The organism is Chromobacterium sp. W521, from assembly GCF_052805975.1.
Genome location: NZ_JBRBAF010000012.1, coordinates 112,393 through 126,201, shown reverse-complemented (window position 1 = coordinate 126,201; position 13,809 = coordinate 112,393). Strand labels below are relative to the sequence as shown.

General features: G+C 62.0%; 14 protein-coding genes. All 14 read right to left on the bottom strand.

Features of this window, described 5'->3' with window-relative positions; translation table 11 throughout:
* Positions 1 to 85 precede the first annotated feature (85 nt).
* On the bottom strand, positions 86 to 802 hold the full coding sequence (locus tag ACUXV1_RS18995; protein ID WP_446016154.1) for an alpha/beta fold hydrolase: 717 nt from the start codon (positions 800 to 802) through the stop codon (positions 86 to 88).
* A gap of 105 nt (positions 803 to 907) precedes the next feature.
* Positions 908 to 2,137, bottom strand: a complete 1,230-nt coding sequence (locus tag ACUXV1_RS18990) for a glycosyltransferase family 4 protein (RefSeq protein ID WP_446016155.1) — start codon at positions 2,135 to 2,137, stop codon at positions 908 to 910.
* A 3-nt stretch (positions 2,138 to 2,140) separates the two neighbouring features.
* Positions 2,141 to 3,235, bottom strand: a complete 1,095-nt coding sequence (locus ACUXV1_RS18985) for a glycosyltransferase family 4 protein (protein ID WP_446016156.1) — start codon at positions 3,233 to 3,235, stop codon at positions 2,141 to 2,143.
* A gap of 58 nt (positions 3,236 to 3,293) precedes the next feature.
* On the bottom strand, positions 3,294 to 4,388 hold the full coding sequence (locus ACUXV1_RS18980; protein ID WP_446016157.1) for a glycosyltransferase family 4 protein: 1,095 nt from the start codon (positions 4,386 to 4,388) through the stop codon (positions 3,294 to 3,296).
* A complete protein-coding gene (locus ACUXV1_RS18975) occupies positions 4,381 to 4,962 on the bottom strand; it encodes an acyltransferase (RefSeq protein WP_446016158.1) in 582 nt (193 codons plus the stop codon). Before ACUXV1_RS18975 ends, ACUXV1_RS18980 begins: the two co-directional genes overlap by 8 nt.
* Positions 4,959 to 6,227 (bottom strand): lipopolysaccharide biosynthesis protein, encoded by a 1,269-nt coding sequence (locus tag ACUXV1_RS18970; protein ID WP_446016160.1) that lies wholly within the window; start codon positions 6,225 to 6,227, stop codon positions 4,959 to 4,961. The genes ACUXV1_RS18975 and ACUXV1_RS18970 overlap by 4 nt, the downstream gene beginning before the upstream one ends.
* A gap of 4 nt (positions 6,228 to 6,231) precedes the next feature.
* On the bottom strand, positions 6,232 to 7,329 hold the full coding sequence (locus ACUXV1_RS18965; RefSeq protein ID WP_445989947.1) for a DegT/DnrJ/EryC1/StrS family aminotransferase: 1,098 nt from the start codon (positions 7,327 to 7,329) through the stop codon (positions 6,232 to 6,234).
* A gap of 149 nt (positions 7,330 to 7,478) precedes the next feature.
* The gene (locus ACUXV1_RS18960) at positions 7,479 to 8,054 is read right to left on the bottom strand and encodes an acyltransferase (RefSeq protein ID WP_043636172.1); all 576 of its coding nucleotides are present in this window, start codon (positions 8,052 to 8,054) and stop codon (positions 7,479 to 7,481) included.
* Positions 8,055 to 8,068: 14 nt separating this feature from the next.
* Complete coding sequence (locus ACUXV1_RS18955; protein ID WP_043636175.1) at positions 8,069 to 8,602, bottom strand: DUF4337 domain-containing protein; 534 nt, start codon at positions 8,600 to 8,602, stop codon at positions 8,069 to 8,071.
* Positions 8,603 to 8,660: 58 nt separating this feature from the next.
* Positions 8,661 to 9,719 carry a Gfo/Idh/MocA family protein gene (locus ACUXV1_RS18950; protein ID WP_043636186.1) on the bottom strand — a complete coding sequence of 353 codons (1,059 nt, stop codon included), beginning with the start codon at positions 9,717 to 9,719 and terminating at the stop codon, positions 8,661 to 8,663.
* The gene (locus ACUXV1_RS18945; protein WP_337882064.1) at positions 9,716 to 10,300 is read right to left on the bottom strand and encodes a YdcF family protein; all 585 of its coding nucleotides are present in this window, start codon (positions 10,298 to 10,300) and stop codon (positions 9,716 to 9,718) included. Before ACUXV1_RS18945 ends, ACUXV1_RS18950 begins: the two co-directional genes overlap by 4 nt.
* Positions 10,301 to 10,303: 3 nt before the next feature.
* Positions 10,304 to 11,608 (bottom strand): nucleotide sugar dehydrogenase, encoded by a 1,305-nt coding sequence (locus ACUXV1_RS18940; protein ID WP_194428015.1) that lies wholly within the window; start codon positions 11,606 to 11,608, stop codon positions 10,304 to 10,306.
* 350 nt (positions 11,609 to 11,958) lie between these two features.
* Positions 11,959 to 12,759, bottom strand: coding sequence for a polyamine aminopropyltransferase (locus ACUXV1_RS18935; RefSeq protein WP_039755638.1), 801 nt, complete (start codon positions 12,757 to 12,759; stop codon positions 11,959 to 11,961).
* Positions 12,749 to 13,726: a tRNA 2-thiocytidine(32) synthetase TtcA gene (gene ttcA, locus ACUXV1_RS18930; protein WP_019102701.1), complete on the bottom strand. Its 978-nt coding sequence runs from the start codon at positions 13,724 to 13,726 to the stop codon at positions 12,749 to 12,751. The genes ACUXV1_RS18935 and ttcA overlap by 11 nt, the downstream gene beginning before the upstream one ends.
* Between the last annotated feature and the right edge of the window lie 83 nt (positions 13,727 to 13,809).

The following is a 13,809-nucleotide window of genomic DNA, read 5'->3' as shown; positions in this document are numbered from 1 at the left end:
AGAGAGGAAGCCCCAGAGGAGCCTTCCGCTATTTCTATCCACGACGTCGATAACTTGTCGGAATGCCCTCAAACGGGCTTCCGCCCTACTTATGCTTAAGCAATGCCACTGGTGCAATATGACAATGCAGCAATGAAAAGTGGTCGACATCCGAAACCACTTCACATTGTCTACCGGCTTGTCTGGCCATCTCGAGCATGTCGACTTTGGCAAAACAATTTTCCGCCACATACAATTGCACGGGACACGTCGCCTGTTTTAATAAGTCCAACATGTCGGGCCACTCACGCTCACCCAACCTCAAGGCTTGCAAAGCATCCAGATTGGCGTCTTGTAAACGTCGCGCCATAGCCATGGGGACAACCATCAGGCTTTGCCACAAATCACGCCAGGCGTCACCATCCTGTCGCAAGCTTGTCAGGACAATGTCCGTCTTCGGCTCAAAATCGCTTTTTCGCTCGAAACCACCGAGCAAGAGACTCTCAGTGCGATGCGGATACCAAGCTGCGAATCCCAGCGCTAGTTTGGCACCCAATGAGTAACCCCATACCGATACCCTTTCAATCCCCAACTGCGTCAATAAATCCGCAATGTCCAAGACGATGGATTCCAAAGCATAAGCAGATGTTGCGCTGGGTGCCGGGCTTGCGCCATGACCGCGCGGAGAGACACAAATCAAGCGATAGCGGTCCTGCAACACCTCCACATAGCCAAGCGCCAAAACATCCTCATGGCTCATGCCGAAGCCAAGCAAGAGCAATAGAGGGTGGCCTGAGCCATATTCAGCATAATCCAGTGTCAAAACACTCCCCCATAGGGCTTAAGCCCCTACGGGGCCTTCCGCCATCACCACTTATCGCTTGCAACAACGGAGCGCCCACAAGCAGGCTTCCGCCCTTCGACAACGCTACCGCTTCACCGCCGCCAGAAACCGCCGCGCCAGTCCCGCGTAATCATGGTGTTCCAGCACATAAGCGCGGCCGGCCACGCCCATCGCTTCGCGTGCGGCCAAAGGCAGCTCCGCCATCCGCCGCGCCGCGTCGGCGATCGCGGCCGGATCCTCGGCGCCCACGCTGATGCCGGCGCCGGCGTCCTTCACCATATCGTTGCCGGCCTCCACCGAATGGATCACCGGCTTGCCGGCCATCAGGTAGTCGAACAGTTTATTGGGGTTGATGCCAAAGCGATAGATCGGCAGTTTGCGCCAGCCTATGAACAAGGTGTCCATTTCAGCGAGGAAGCCCGGCACCGCGCGCTTGGCGATGGCCGGCAACAACATCACATTGTCCAGCCCCAGTTCGGCGGCGCGCGCCGCCAAGGCCGGCTTGTCCGGCCCGTCGCCGACCAGCACGAAGCTCAGCGGCGCGTCCTTGAGCCGGGCCGCAGCCTCCAGCAAGTAATCCAACGCATTAGCCAAGCCATGCCCGCCGGCATAGCCGATCAGGAAACGACCCTGCGCTTTCAGTTCCGCCAGCCGCATTCGGTGCTCGGCCGGCAGCGCCTCAGCCTCCCCCCGCCATTCCCCAACATCGACGCCGTTGGGAATAACCACGTACTTGGCCGGGTCCATGCCGTGCGCCACCATATAGTCCTTGGCGCAGGGCAGCATGGACACCACGGTGTCGGCCTTGCGATAGCCGAAATCCTCGGCCCACTGCAGCAGGCGGATGAAGGGATGCTTGGGCGACATGCCGCCCACCTCCACCGGCGTCAGCGGCCACAGATCATGCACCTCGTACACCAAGCGCGCGCCGGTCTTGGCGGCGATCCAGGCCGCCGGCACCGTGTCCAGCGGATAGGTGGACGAAGCGATCACCACGTCCGGCTTCCAGTGTTTCCGATAGCGGCCGGACAAGCCCATTACCCGAGCCAGGAAGCTGAAGATATTGAGCACGCGGCCCACGCCGTTGCCCTCGTAAGGACGCGTGCGGCACCAGGTGTAACGGATGCCGTCGATATCCTCGTCGCAGTATTTGCCGTCCACTTGCGGATGGGTCTGACGCAGATGGGACACATCGGCGGCCAGCATATTGACTTCGTGGCCGGCCTTCACCCATTCCCGCGCCAGATAATAGGGGCGGAATTCCATGCCATGCCGGGGGCTGCCGGCATAGTGGTTGATGTAGAGAATTTTCATGATTTACAAGGTCGCGTACAGCTTGACCAACTTGTCGGCCTCCGCCGCCCAACTGTATTTGTTCAATACCGCCTGCTTGCCGGCTTCGCCCAGCGCGCGCATGCGCGCTTCGTCAGCCATCAGTTCGTTGACGGCAGCGGCGATGGCCGCCGGGTCCTGCGGGTCCACCAGCAGGCCGCAGCCGGCGTCGTCCACGATTTCGCGCCACACCGGAAAATCCGACGCGATAACCGGCATGCCGGCGGCCATGTATTCGAACAACTTGATTGGCAAGGCATCGACATAATTCGGCGTCGGAAACAGCGTCACCAGGCCGATCTTGCTCTTGGCCAGCACCTCGGCCACGCCCTTGCGGTCCAACACGCCCAGGTCATTGACCCGTGCCCAGCCGGGCCGGGCAGATACCCGAGCCTTCAGGTCGCTCTCGCTCCACGGCCCGGCCAGGTTCAAGCGCGTCGCGGTATCCGGCAGCGCCTCGACGATGGGTTCGATGCCGCGGATGCGCGAGATGCCGCCGATATAGCACAACTCGTTGCGGCGCTGTTCCCACGGCGTGTCGCGCACCAGTTCTTCCAGGATGGGGAAGTTGCACACGTCCAGCGCGCGCGCGCCCAGTTTCTCGAAGCGCTTGCGGATGTGCGGCGTCGAAGTCACCACCGCATCGAAACGGCGCGCCGCCCAGTCCTCCAGCGTTTCAAAGCCGCTGGACACCAGGGGCCGCGCCGCGCCGGGTATCCAGTGCTTGGCCAGGATCTGGCGCGGCACGTCCTCGTGCACGTCGTAGACCACCTTGATGCCGGCCTGCTTAAGGCGCAGCGCGGCGGGGATCAGCTCCGGGTCGTGAAAGTGGACCACGTCCGGGCGCAGCTTCAGCGCCGCCTGGTAGACGCGCTTGACGGCGCCGGTCATCCGCGCCAGCCGGCCACCGGATTTGGGGCCCACATCGTGAAAGCGCACGCCGCGGTTGATCTCCTCGCCCTGGCCGTCGGCCACGATCAGCGTCACCTCATGCCCTGCCGCGGCCAGGCTCGCGCACTCCTTGACGAAGATGCGGATGTCGTGACGGGGATGAGCGGAAGTGAGATGGGCAATTTTCATATTAAGCTCTGTTTTGCGGCCGTCCGGCCCGCAACGATCTCGGGCCCGCGGCAAAATCCTAGTTGTCGGAACCCAGCAGTTCCCGGTACAGCCGGGCAAAGCCGGCCATATTCGGCTGATGCAGCCCCTTGTCTGCCACCAGCCGGCGGTTGAGCCCGGCGGCCTCGTCCAGCTTCGCGTCCTCGCCGGCCCATTCCATCGCGCGCAGCAAGGCCTCGTCCAAACGCCCCACGTCCTCGGCGATCACGCCGTTGAGGCCGTCTATCACCCATTCGCCGTTGGCCGGCAGATTGGACAGCAAGGGCAAGCAGCCGTGGCCCATCGCTTCCAGCAGGCTGATGCTGGTGGCGTCCGAGCGCGGCACGCTGACGAAGACTCTGGACTCCGCGTACATCCGCCCCAGCGTCGCGCTGTCGACGAAGCCCGCGAAGTCGACACGTTGCAGCCCCAGCTCGGCAGCCAGGCGCCGCAGCGCTTCGGTTTCGCTGCCGCTGGCGGCCACGGTCAAGCGCCAATCGCCAAAGCGATCGCCGCGTTCCACCCTCTCCCAGGCGCGCAGAATGGCGTCGATGCGGTACAAGGGCTTGTGCAGCCGGCAGGACAGCACCGTCTTGCTCTTGCCCGCGCTGGCCGCCGGCGCCGGCATGGCGTCCATGCCGTAATTGAGCAGGCGGATGCGGCAGTCCTCGCCGGCCAGCTCGCGGATCTTCGCCGCCATGTGCAGCGAATCCGAGGTCATCGCGTCGGCGGCGGCCAGATTGGCGCGCACCATCGCCCGCATCAGCGGGTTGCTATCCGGCAGCAACAGCACATCGGAACCCCAGGCGGTCAACACCATGGGCAAGCCCAGGCTGGCGGCCGCGCGGCTGCCGTGCCAAGCCACGCTATTGGCCTGGTGGATATGCAGCAGCCGCGGCCGCGTCTCGCGCAGCCAAGCGCGCAAACGCCCCGCCGTGCCCAGCGCCGCCAGGCGGAAATCCACTTTCAGGCTGCCGGCCAGCAAGGCGGCCACGTCCGCCGGAATCTCGCCGTTGCAAGCCAGGAATAATTGATCCACATGCGGCGCGATGCCGCGCAAAAAACGCCAGGTATGCACCGAGGCGGACCCCACCACCGCAACGCTGGCGATCTTGCTTCTCACAGGCTCAGTCATGCGCCCAGGCCTCGTACAAGGGCAGCAATTCCGGATGCTCGTCCAGCCATTTGGCGTCCATCTCGCGGGTATCGCCCACTACCCGCGCCGGGTTGCCGGCCAGGATGGCGAAATCGGGATAAACGCCGGCCGGCACATAACTGTAAGCCGACACCATGCTGCCCTTGCCCAGCTCCACGCCCGGCATCAGCACGGAGTGCGGGCCGATGAAACTGTACGGGCCCAGCTTGGTGGGCTTTTTCAGATAGCCGACGTGATTGCTGCTCTCCAGGTAGCGGTCGCCATACAGGCGAATGGCCACATGGCTGGAGTGGGTCAACAGCGAAACATAGTTGGTGATCTGACAACCTTCGCCGATATACAGGCCGCCGGAGGCGTCGATCAGATTGAAATGGCCGATGTAGACGTTGTCGTCCACCATCAGCTTACCGACATGTTCGATGCGGGTCATGTTGGACACCCGGGTGCGTTTGAGGAACACCCCGTCGCCGCGGGTGAATCCATACACCATTCTGGGCTGCACCCATGCCGACAGGCGGAAACGGATGCGGCGGAATAGAGCGTGCCAATTCATCGGGCTGCCTTGTAAAGCCATGAAAAATAAGCCAGGAAGTACACGGCCATCACCACCGACACCAGTTGGAAGGTGGCCACCGCGTCGTTCCACAGCATGAAACCGGCCCACATCGTGCCCAGAAACAACACAGCCTGCAGCAAGGACCACAGAAAAGCCTGGCGCTGGCGATTGATCACCGGCGGCACCATGCCCAACGGCGAGGCGACGAAGTGGAACAGGATATAGAGCGACATCGCCTCCGCATAACGTCCGGCGGTAGCCCAGTTCTGTCCGAACACCAGCGAGAACAAGGGTTCCCCGGCCAGTTGTATCACCAGAAAGGGCAGCAAGGCCATGCCGCCCAGCGTCAGCATCATCTTGCGCAAAATGGGCCGCAGCGGCTGGCGCTGATTGCGGGCGTCGGCCAGCTCGCGATAGGCCACTTGCGCCACCGCCTGGCCGATCAGCGCCGCCGGCAGCTTCAACACACGCATCATCAGGCCGTAGAAGCCCACGGAGGCGGTGCCCGCCAGCATGGTCAGCGCCACCAAGGTCGCTGAATCCAGCAAGGCGGTGCTCAAGGCGTGCGGCGCGTTGATCTTGGGAAACTCGATATAAGCGCGCGCCACCTCGCGCATGTCGACGCGGCTGAGCTCATGACGCCAAGCGAAACGAGCTTTGATATCTTGCCAGGTTTGCGCCAGCAGGGAGCCTAGCTGGCCGGCCAATTGGCCCAGAATCAGGCCGGCGGCGCCGGCTCCTATCCAGCCCAGCCCCACTTGAGTGGCCGCCATGCTCAAGGACTGCAACATGCGGCCATTCGCGTTGGCCTGGTAGCGTCGATGACGGTTGTTCCAGTTGGTCCAAGCTTGCATCAAGCCCGCCAGCGCCACGGACAACGGCAACAGCAGCAACCAGGGTTCCAGTTCCGGCGCGCCCAGATGGCAGGCGATATGGACGTTGCCGTCAAAGGCCACCACCACGCCCACCAGCAAAGACAGAGCCAATGCGCAGGCGATGGACAAGCCCATCAGATTGCTGGCCCGCCTCTCCTCCGCCGGCAGCACGATGGCCATCTCGTAACGCGCGGTGGCCAGCACCGCCAGCGTGGACAGCCATGAGACGTAGACCGCCTGCACCCCCACCTCGTGCGGGTTATACAAACGGGTGATCAGCGGCGACACCAGCAACGGAATCACCTGCGCCACCGCCGCCCCGGTGACCAGGGTGATGATGTGACGGATGAAGCCGCTCTTGGGCAGGCGGGACAGCAACAAGCTCATGCGCTCAGGCCAGCGCCTGTTTGACTGCGGCGACGATGGCGTCTTGCGTCGCCTCGTCTAGGAAGGGATGCATCGGCAGACTCATCACCCGGCGGCCGGCGGCCTCCGACAGCGGGAAGCTGCCTTCCGGCAGGTTCAGGTGAGCGAAAGCCGGCTGCAGATGCAGCGGAATCGGGTAATGCACGGCGGTGGGCACGCCCAGCTCCTTCAACTTGGCCTGCACCGCTTCGCGATCATCCACCTCAATGGTGTACTGCGCGTAAACATGGCTGTTGCCTTCGGCGATCACCGGCACCCGCGCCACGTCGCGCAGCAGCGCGCTGTAGCGCGCGCCAATACGTTCGCGCGCCGCCACTTCGTCCGCGAAGCTGGGCAGCTTGGCCAGCAGCACCGCCGCCTGTATGGTGTCCAAGCGGCCGTTCAGGCCGATGATGGGATGGTGATAGCGGCGGTCCTGGCCGTGCACGCGGATCTCGCGCATTTTCTTGGCCAGAGCGTCGTCGCTGGTGAAGCAGGCTCCGCCGTCGCCGTAGCAGCCCAAGGGCTTGCTGGGGAAGAAGCTGGTGCAGCCTATGGTGGACAGGTTGCCGGACTTCTTGCCGCGCTGGCCCGCGCCAAAGCTCTGCGCGCCGTCCTCGATCACCGCGATGCCGTGTTTGGCGGCGATGGCGTTGATGGCGTCGAAATCAGCGCACTGGCCATACAGGCTCACCGGCATGATGGCGCGGGTGCGGGGCGTGATCGCCGCTTCCAAGCGCGCCGGATCCATGTTGTAGCTGACAGGATCGATGTCGACGAACACCGGCTTGGCGCCCAGCAACGCGATCATCTCGCCGGTGGCGATGAAGGTGAACGGGGTGGTGATCACTTCGTCGCCGGGACCAATGTCCAAAGCCATCATCGCGATCAGCAGCGCCTTGGTGCCGTCGCAAACGCCGATGGCGTGCTTGGCGCCGGTGTACTCAGCCAGCCTCTGCTCCACCTCCTTCACTTCCGGCCCCATGATGTACTGGCCGTGGTCCAGCACCGCGTGGATGCGGGCGTCGATGTCGGCTTTCAGGTGCTGGTACTGCGCTTTCAGATCAATGAACTGGATGGACATAACGGGATCAACCCCAAATCAATTTTTTGAAAGATATCGCATCAATAGCGACACGCAGAACAACTGAGCAGCGCCCTGAGGCAAGGCGCGCCGGCGCAGTCAGTACCCCTGTACGACAAGCCGGCGCAAGGCCTCATCAGGAATGCTTATCAGTCGTTCTTGAGCGGCGAGCAGTGATTGCCGCCCACCTCGTAATGCTTGCCGCAGGCCGGGCAGCTATGGGTGCCGATGTCGTTGGCCAGCCTCTCGCCGCAGGAACACATCCAGCCGATGCGTTTGGCCGGCGTGCCCACCATCAGCGCGTAAGCCGGCACGTCGCGGGTCACCACCGCCCCGGCGCCGACGAAGGCGTACTCGCCTATGGTGTGGCCGCACACTACAGTGGCGTTGGCGCCGATGGACGCGCCTCGTTTCACCAGGGTGCGGCGGTACTCATTCTTGCGCGCGACATGGCTGCGCGGATTGTTGACATTGGTGAACACCATGGACGGGCCGCAAAACACATCGTCCTCCAGCGTCACCGCATCATAGATGGACACATTGTTCTGCACCTTGACGTTGTCGCCGATCAGCACGTCGTTGCCCACGAACACGTTCTGGCCGAAGGAACAGCCCGCGCCGATCTGAGCGCCGCCGCAAATATGGACCCAGTGCCAGACGCGGGTGCCCGCGCCGATTTGGGCGCCGTCGTCAACAATGGCGCTGGGGTGTACGGTGTATTCCATGTCGGGAACCTTGTTCAGAAAAACAGAAAAAAGCCATCGGCGAAATACACGAGGCCGAGAGCGCCGATGGGCAAGCCGGCGTACCAGATCTGCTTGCGCTTGAACAAGCCCGCTATTGATGAAACCAGAATAGCCACCTGCAAGAAGATCACCGCCATGCCAAACGGTTTGCCCTGGCGCTGCGCCTGGTCGCGCTCCTCTTCCAGCCGGCGGGCGCTCTGCTCGATCTGCTTGCGCTCTGCCGCGTAGCGCCGGGCTCGCTTGTCGGCCTCTGCCACCGCGGCCTGATAGCGCTCTCGCTTGGCGGCGTCGGCGGCAGGCAGCGTGTCCAGTTCCAGTTGCAGGCGATCACGCTCAATCTCGTATTGATTGCCCTTGATTCCCTTGGCCTGATAATAGGCCCATTGATCGGAAGCCTGAGCCTGCGCGATCACGCTGCGGGTGGAATAGCCGCCGCCTTTGAAGGTAGACAGCGTAGCGCACACCGCCAGAATCACGGTGCACAATGCCAGGTAATTAAGCCAGGGATCTTTCTTTTCTTCCGCCATCGCTAACCAATTTCAATGTAACAAGGCCGCCCAGGCAAGGGCCGGCCGAAAACCGCCATCAATAATCCAAAGGCAGGCTGACACGGCGGCCGTCGCGCGCGGACAGGTACATCGCGATAAGCAGCTCAAGCGACTTCAACCCTTCGCGGCCGTCCGTCTCCGGCTCGGCTTCGCCGCGCATGGTCTTGATCACATTGTCGTAGTACAAGGGGTGGCCGAAACCGTAAACGCTGGTGGTGGCGTAGCTTGCCTGCTTGATGTCTTCGTCCATCTCATGCGGCTCGGCAAACTCCCAATGCTGGATTTCATTGACCGCCATGCCGCCGACGCGCACCGAGCCCTTCTCGCCCAGAATGGTGATGCTGCCTTCCAGGTTCTTCGGGTAGGTCAGCATGGTCACGTTCATGCTGCCCAGCGCGCCGCTGCGCCATTTGACGCTGACGGTCCCGGTGTCTTCCACCTCGATATTGCGCGCCAGCGTCGCGGTGTAAGCCTGCACGCTTTCCACCGGGCCGATCAGCCAATCCAGCAGATCCACGTAATGACTGGCCTGGTTCATGAAGGCGCCGCCGTCGAACTCCCAGGTGCCGCGCCAGCCGGCCGCGTCGTAGTACTCCTGCGGACGGGTCCAGAACACATTGACGTTGACCATGTAGATACGGCCAAAGCGCTTCTCCTGCATCGCACGCTTCAATAGCTGCAAGGTGGCGTTGCGGCGGTTTTGCTTGACTACGAACAGATGCTTGTTGGCGCGGTCGGCGGCCTTGACCATTTCCAGGCCATCTTCCCATCGGGTCGCCATCGGCTTTTCCGTCATCACGTGGAAACCGGCCTCAGAGCAGGCGATGCTCTGGCTCGGATGCAAGCCGGAGGGCGTGGTCAGGATCACGATGTCCGCGTCGGTCTTGCCCAGCATGTCGGCCAGGCTGGCGTGGCCGCGCGCGCCGGTGCGCTCCACCGCCGCCTTCAAAGCGGCCGGGTCGATATCGCAGACATCCACCAGTTCGGCGCGGTCGGCGTGCTTTTCCAGAGCGCCGAAGTGGTTCTGGGCAATGCGGCCGCAGCCCACCAGCGCAAAGCGGATCTTGCGATCGGTAATCGGAGGGGTAACTATCATTTGAAAGTCCAGTAACGCACTGAATACACCAGTGTCTTCACATATTCGGACAGCACCGCGCCGGCTTCGTTGACTGCCAGCGTATGGTACAGATCATTGCCGGGGTAGACAAAATGCATGCCCCAGTTCACTTCCGGCCACACCTGGCGGAAAGTGGTCAAAGCGCGCGCGGAATGGTACCAAGAGGTCACCAACAGCGCCCGCTTCGGCTGGAACGCCTGCAGCGAAACCCTAGTCTGCTCGGCATTCTGGAAGGTGTTACGCGACACGCACTCATAAGCGATGCGCGGTGCCGGCACGCCGGCCATCACTAGCCGATTGACGATCAGCTTGCAATCGCCTTCGCCACTGACGAAGACCCGCGGCGCCACGCCGCGATGATACAGTTCGGCGGCGCCGATCACGCGCTGGCCGCTCTCGCCGCCCAGCACCACGATCCAGTCAGCCTTGGCAAGCGGCGCCTCCACGGGCAACCAGTTCTTGGAATAGCGCAGCAACGGCAGCGCGACGACGCCTGCTAACAGCGCGCACAGGCCCAGCCAGGCCAGGACCGCCCCCAAACGCGGATAGCGCCGCCACATGGATCAGGCCTTGACGATATTGTCAGCCGGCTCCAGATACTTGCCGCGGCTGTCCACCACCAGTTGCGCATGCGCCTTGATCTGCGCGTAGTCGAACTTGTCGTGGTCGGTGGCCAGCAGCACGCAATCGTAGCTGGCGATGGCCGCATCGCTCAGCGCCACGCTGGACAGTTCGAAATGATGCTCGCGCATCTTGGGGAAGACCGGCACGTGCGGATCGCTGTAAGCCACTTCCGCGCCCAGATCGCGCAGTTTCTCCATCAGGAACACCGACGGGCTTTCGCGCATATCGTCGACGTTCTTCTTATAGGCGATGCCCAGCACCAGCACGCGGCTGCCGTTGATGGACTTCTTGCGCAGGTTCAGCGCTGCCGCCACTTTGGACACCACGTAGTCGGGCATATTGCTGTTCACTTCGCCGGCCAGCTCGATGAAACGGGTATTCACGCCATATTCGCGCGCTTTCCAGGTCAGATAGAACGGGTCGATCGGGATGCAATGGCCGCCCAGGCCCGGACCCGGATAGTAGGGCACGAAGCCGAAAGGCTTGGTGGCCGCGGCGCGGATTACTTCGTGGATGTCGATGCCCATCTTGTCGGCCACGATCTTCATTTCGTTGACCAGACCGATGTTCACCGCGCGGTGGATATTTTCCAGCAGCTTGGTCATTTCCGCGGCGCGGGTGGAGGACACCGGCACCACCTTGTCGATCACCGCGCTGTACAGCGCCACGCCGATTTCCTGGCAGGCGGGGGTCACGCCGCCGCAGACCTTGGGAATAGTGCGGGTGGTGAAGTCCGGATTGCCCGGATCTTCGCGCTCCGGCGAGAACACCAGAAAGGCGTTTTCGCCCACCTTCAACCCGCGCGATTCCATGCGCGGCAACAGTTCTTCGTCGGTGGTGCCCGGATAAGTGGTGGACTCCAGCGACACCAGGTGGCCTTCGCGCAGATAGGGCACCAGGCTGTCTATGGTGTTCAGCACGAAGGACAGATCCGGCTCGCGGTATTTGTTCAACGGCGTCGGCACGCACAAAATCAGCGTGTCGGCTTCGCCCGCGCGGGAGAAGTCGGTGGTGGCTTCGAAGCCGCGGCTCAGCGCGGTGGCGATGCTGTCCGCGCCGATGTGTTCGATATAGCTTTGGCCTGCCATCAGGGCGTCCACCTTGCCCTGGTCGATATCGAAGCCCAGCACTTTGTAGCCGACTTCGGCGAAGCGCAGCATCAGCGGCAGGCCCACATAGCCCAGGCCCACAATGCCGATGACGGCGGATTTATCTGCAATCCGATTGAGCAGTTGCTGCTTGATCACGGTGTAAGTCCCAACAGTATGTAAATACGATAGCGGCGGATCCGACGACATTCACGGCAAGCGGCGCGGAAGCGAAACCGCCCGCGCCGCGCCTGCCCTAAACTGTCCGATCCACCGCCATAAAGTTCATTCAACGGCAAGCCAGCTTGCCGCCTTCCGTTTCTGTCCGTACTGATCTGCCTCAGAAACCGCTCAAGCGGATTCTCTTCGCAGCTGAGGCGAGGGTGCAAACCGTCCCGCAAACACCCTTGGCCGCAGTTAACCGCCCGCTGACGGCATGTATGCCGGCATTATACGCCGCTTACCCACAGCCATTGAGTAAGCAAATGTACGCCGGGCGACATCGTTCAAATCAGCAGATGGCCCGCTGTGTGCTGATTAGTCAACTTCAAGCGATTGACGAACTCTCCGAACTCCAAACCGAAACGGCACTCCATCCGGTCGGCCCGCTCCTTCAAGGCCTCCCATTGAGTCAGCGTCGGGCTCTGACGGAAAGCCATGACCGCCACATTGCCATGACTGGCGGAAGGCAGCTCCAGCACCCGGCCCTCGAACACATTGAGCAAACGTTCAACGAAGCTTTGATAGCGCTTGTCGCCGCTCCACCAATTGGTGACGAACACTCCCTTGGGACTCAAGGCGCGCTTGCAGTCCTCAAAGAAGTCCTCGGTGGTCAACTCGTCAACAATCTGCAAGCCATCGAAACCATCCACCAGGATGGCATCGGTGGAACCTCGGAAAATTTTCACGTAGTCCGCGCCGTCGGCCTCGATGATCTCGAAAAAGTCGCCTTCCTCCGGCAGCTGGAAAAAAGCCCGCGCCACCGCGATCACCTGAGGGTTGATATCCACCGCCACGCTGACCGTGTCCGGCAGATATTCATCGATGAAGCGCGCCAGCGAACCACCGCCCAGCCCAATCTGCAAAATGTGCTGAGGTTCGTCGTTCCACAACAGGAAACCCATCATCGCCCGGCTATACGACAACACCAGTTCGGCGGGGTCATCCAGATCCATAGAACTCTGTATGGTTTCCGAACCCAGATGCAGCGAGCGGATATTGCCGGCCTCCGATATCTCCACCTCCGGCATTTCATCCACAGCGGCGCGCACGCGGCGGCGGAACGGATGCAAGGCCCTACGCGCCACAGCCGGAGCCCTCGCCCGCTGGATTACGCGAATCCAGAATACTGATGGTGCGCTTCTTCGGCGCTGCTTCGGCCTCGTCGTCCCTAGGCGGCGGCGGATCGCGGAATTCTTCCTTGTCGAAAGCAGTGTCGCCGCCTTCGAACGGCGCGTCGCCGGTCTTCAGGCCGGCAAAGTCGAACAAAGCAGTGTCGGCCAGGTGGGACGGCACCACATTTTGCAGCGAGCGGAACATGCTCTCCAGCCGGCCGGGGAAGCGACGGTCCCAGTCGTTGACCATTTCCTTGACCACTTGGCGCTGCAGATTGGGCTGCGAGCCGCACAGATTGCATGGAATGATGGGGAATTCGCGCAACGCGGCGTAGCGTTCAATATCCTTCTCGCGGCAATAAGCCAGCGGGCGGATCACCATGTGGCGGCCATCGTCGGACACCAGTTTGGGCGGCATGGATTTTAGCTTGCCGCCGTAGAACATATTCAGGAACAGAGTGTGCAGGATGTCGTCGCGGTGATGACCCAGCGCGATCTTGGTCGCGCCCAATTCGTCGGCCACGCGGTAGAGAATGCCGCGGCGCAGCCGCGAACACAGGCTGCAAGTGGTCTTGCCTTCGGGCACCAGCCGCTTGACGATGGAATAAGTGTCTTCTTCGACGATGCGGTACTCCACACCGATGGAGTCCAGATATTCCGGCAGCACATGCTCGGGGAAGCCCGGCTGTTTCTGGTCCAGATTGACCGCCACGATGGAGAAATCGATAGGCGCGGACTTCTGCAAGCCGCGCAGAATGTCCAGCAAGGTATAGCTGTCCTTGCCCCCGGACAGGCAGACCATCACGCGGTCGCCCTCTTCTATCATATTGAAGTCATTGATGGCGTCACCCACATGGTGGCGCAGGCGCTTGGCCAGTTTATTGCCTTCAAACACGGCCTTTTTGGCCTTGTCGTCGAGGACGCTGCTTGCTTCGGACATGGAGTACGGCTAAGAAATTGAAAAACAGGCGATTTTACTGTTTTTCCGCGGCGAAATCCATGACGACGAATATGGCGCGGGCG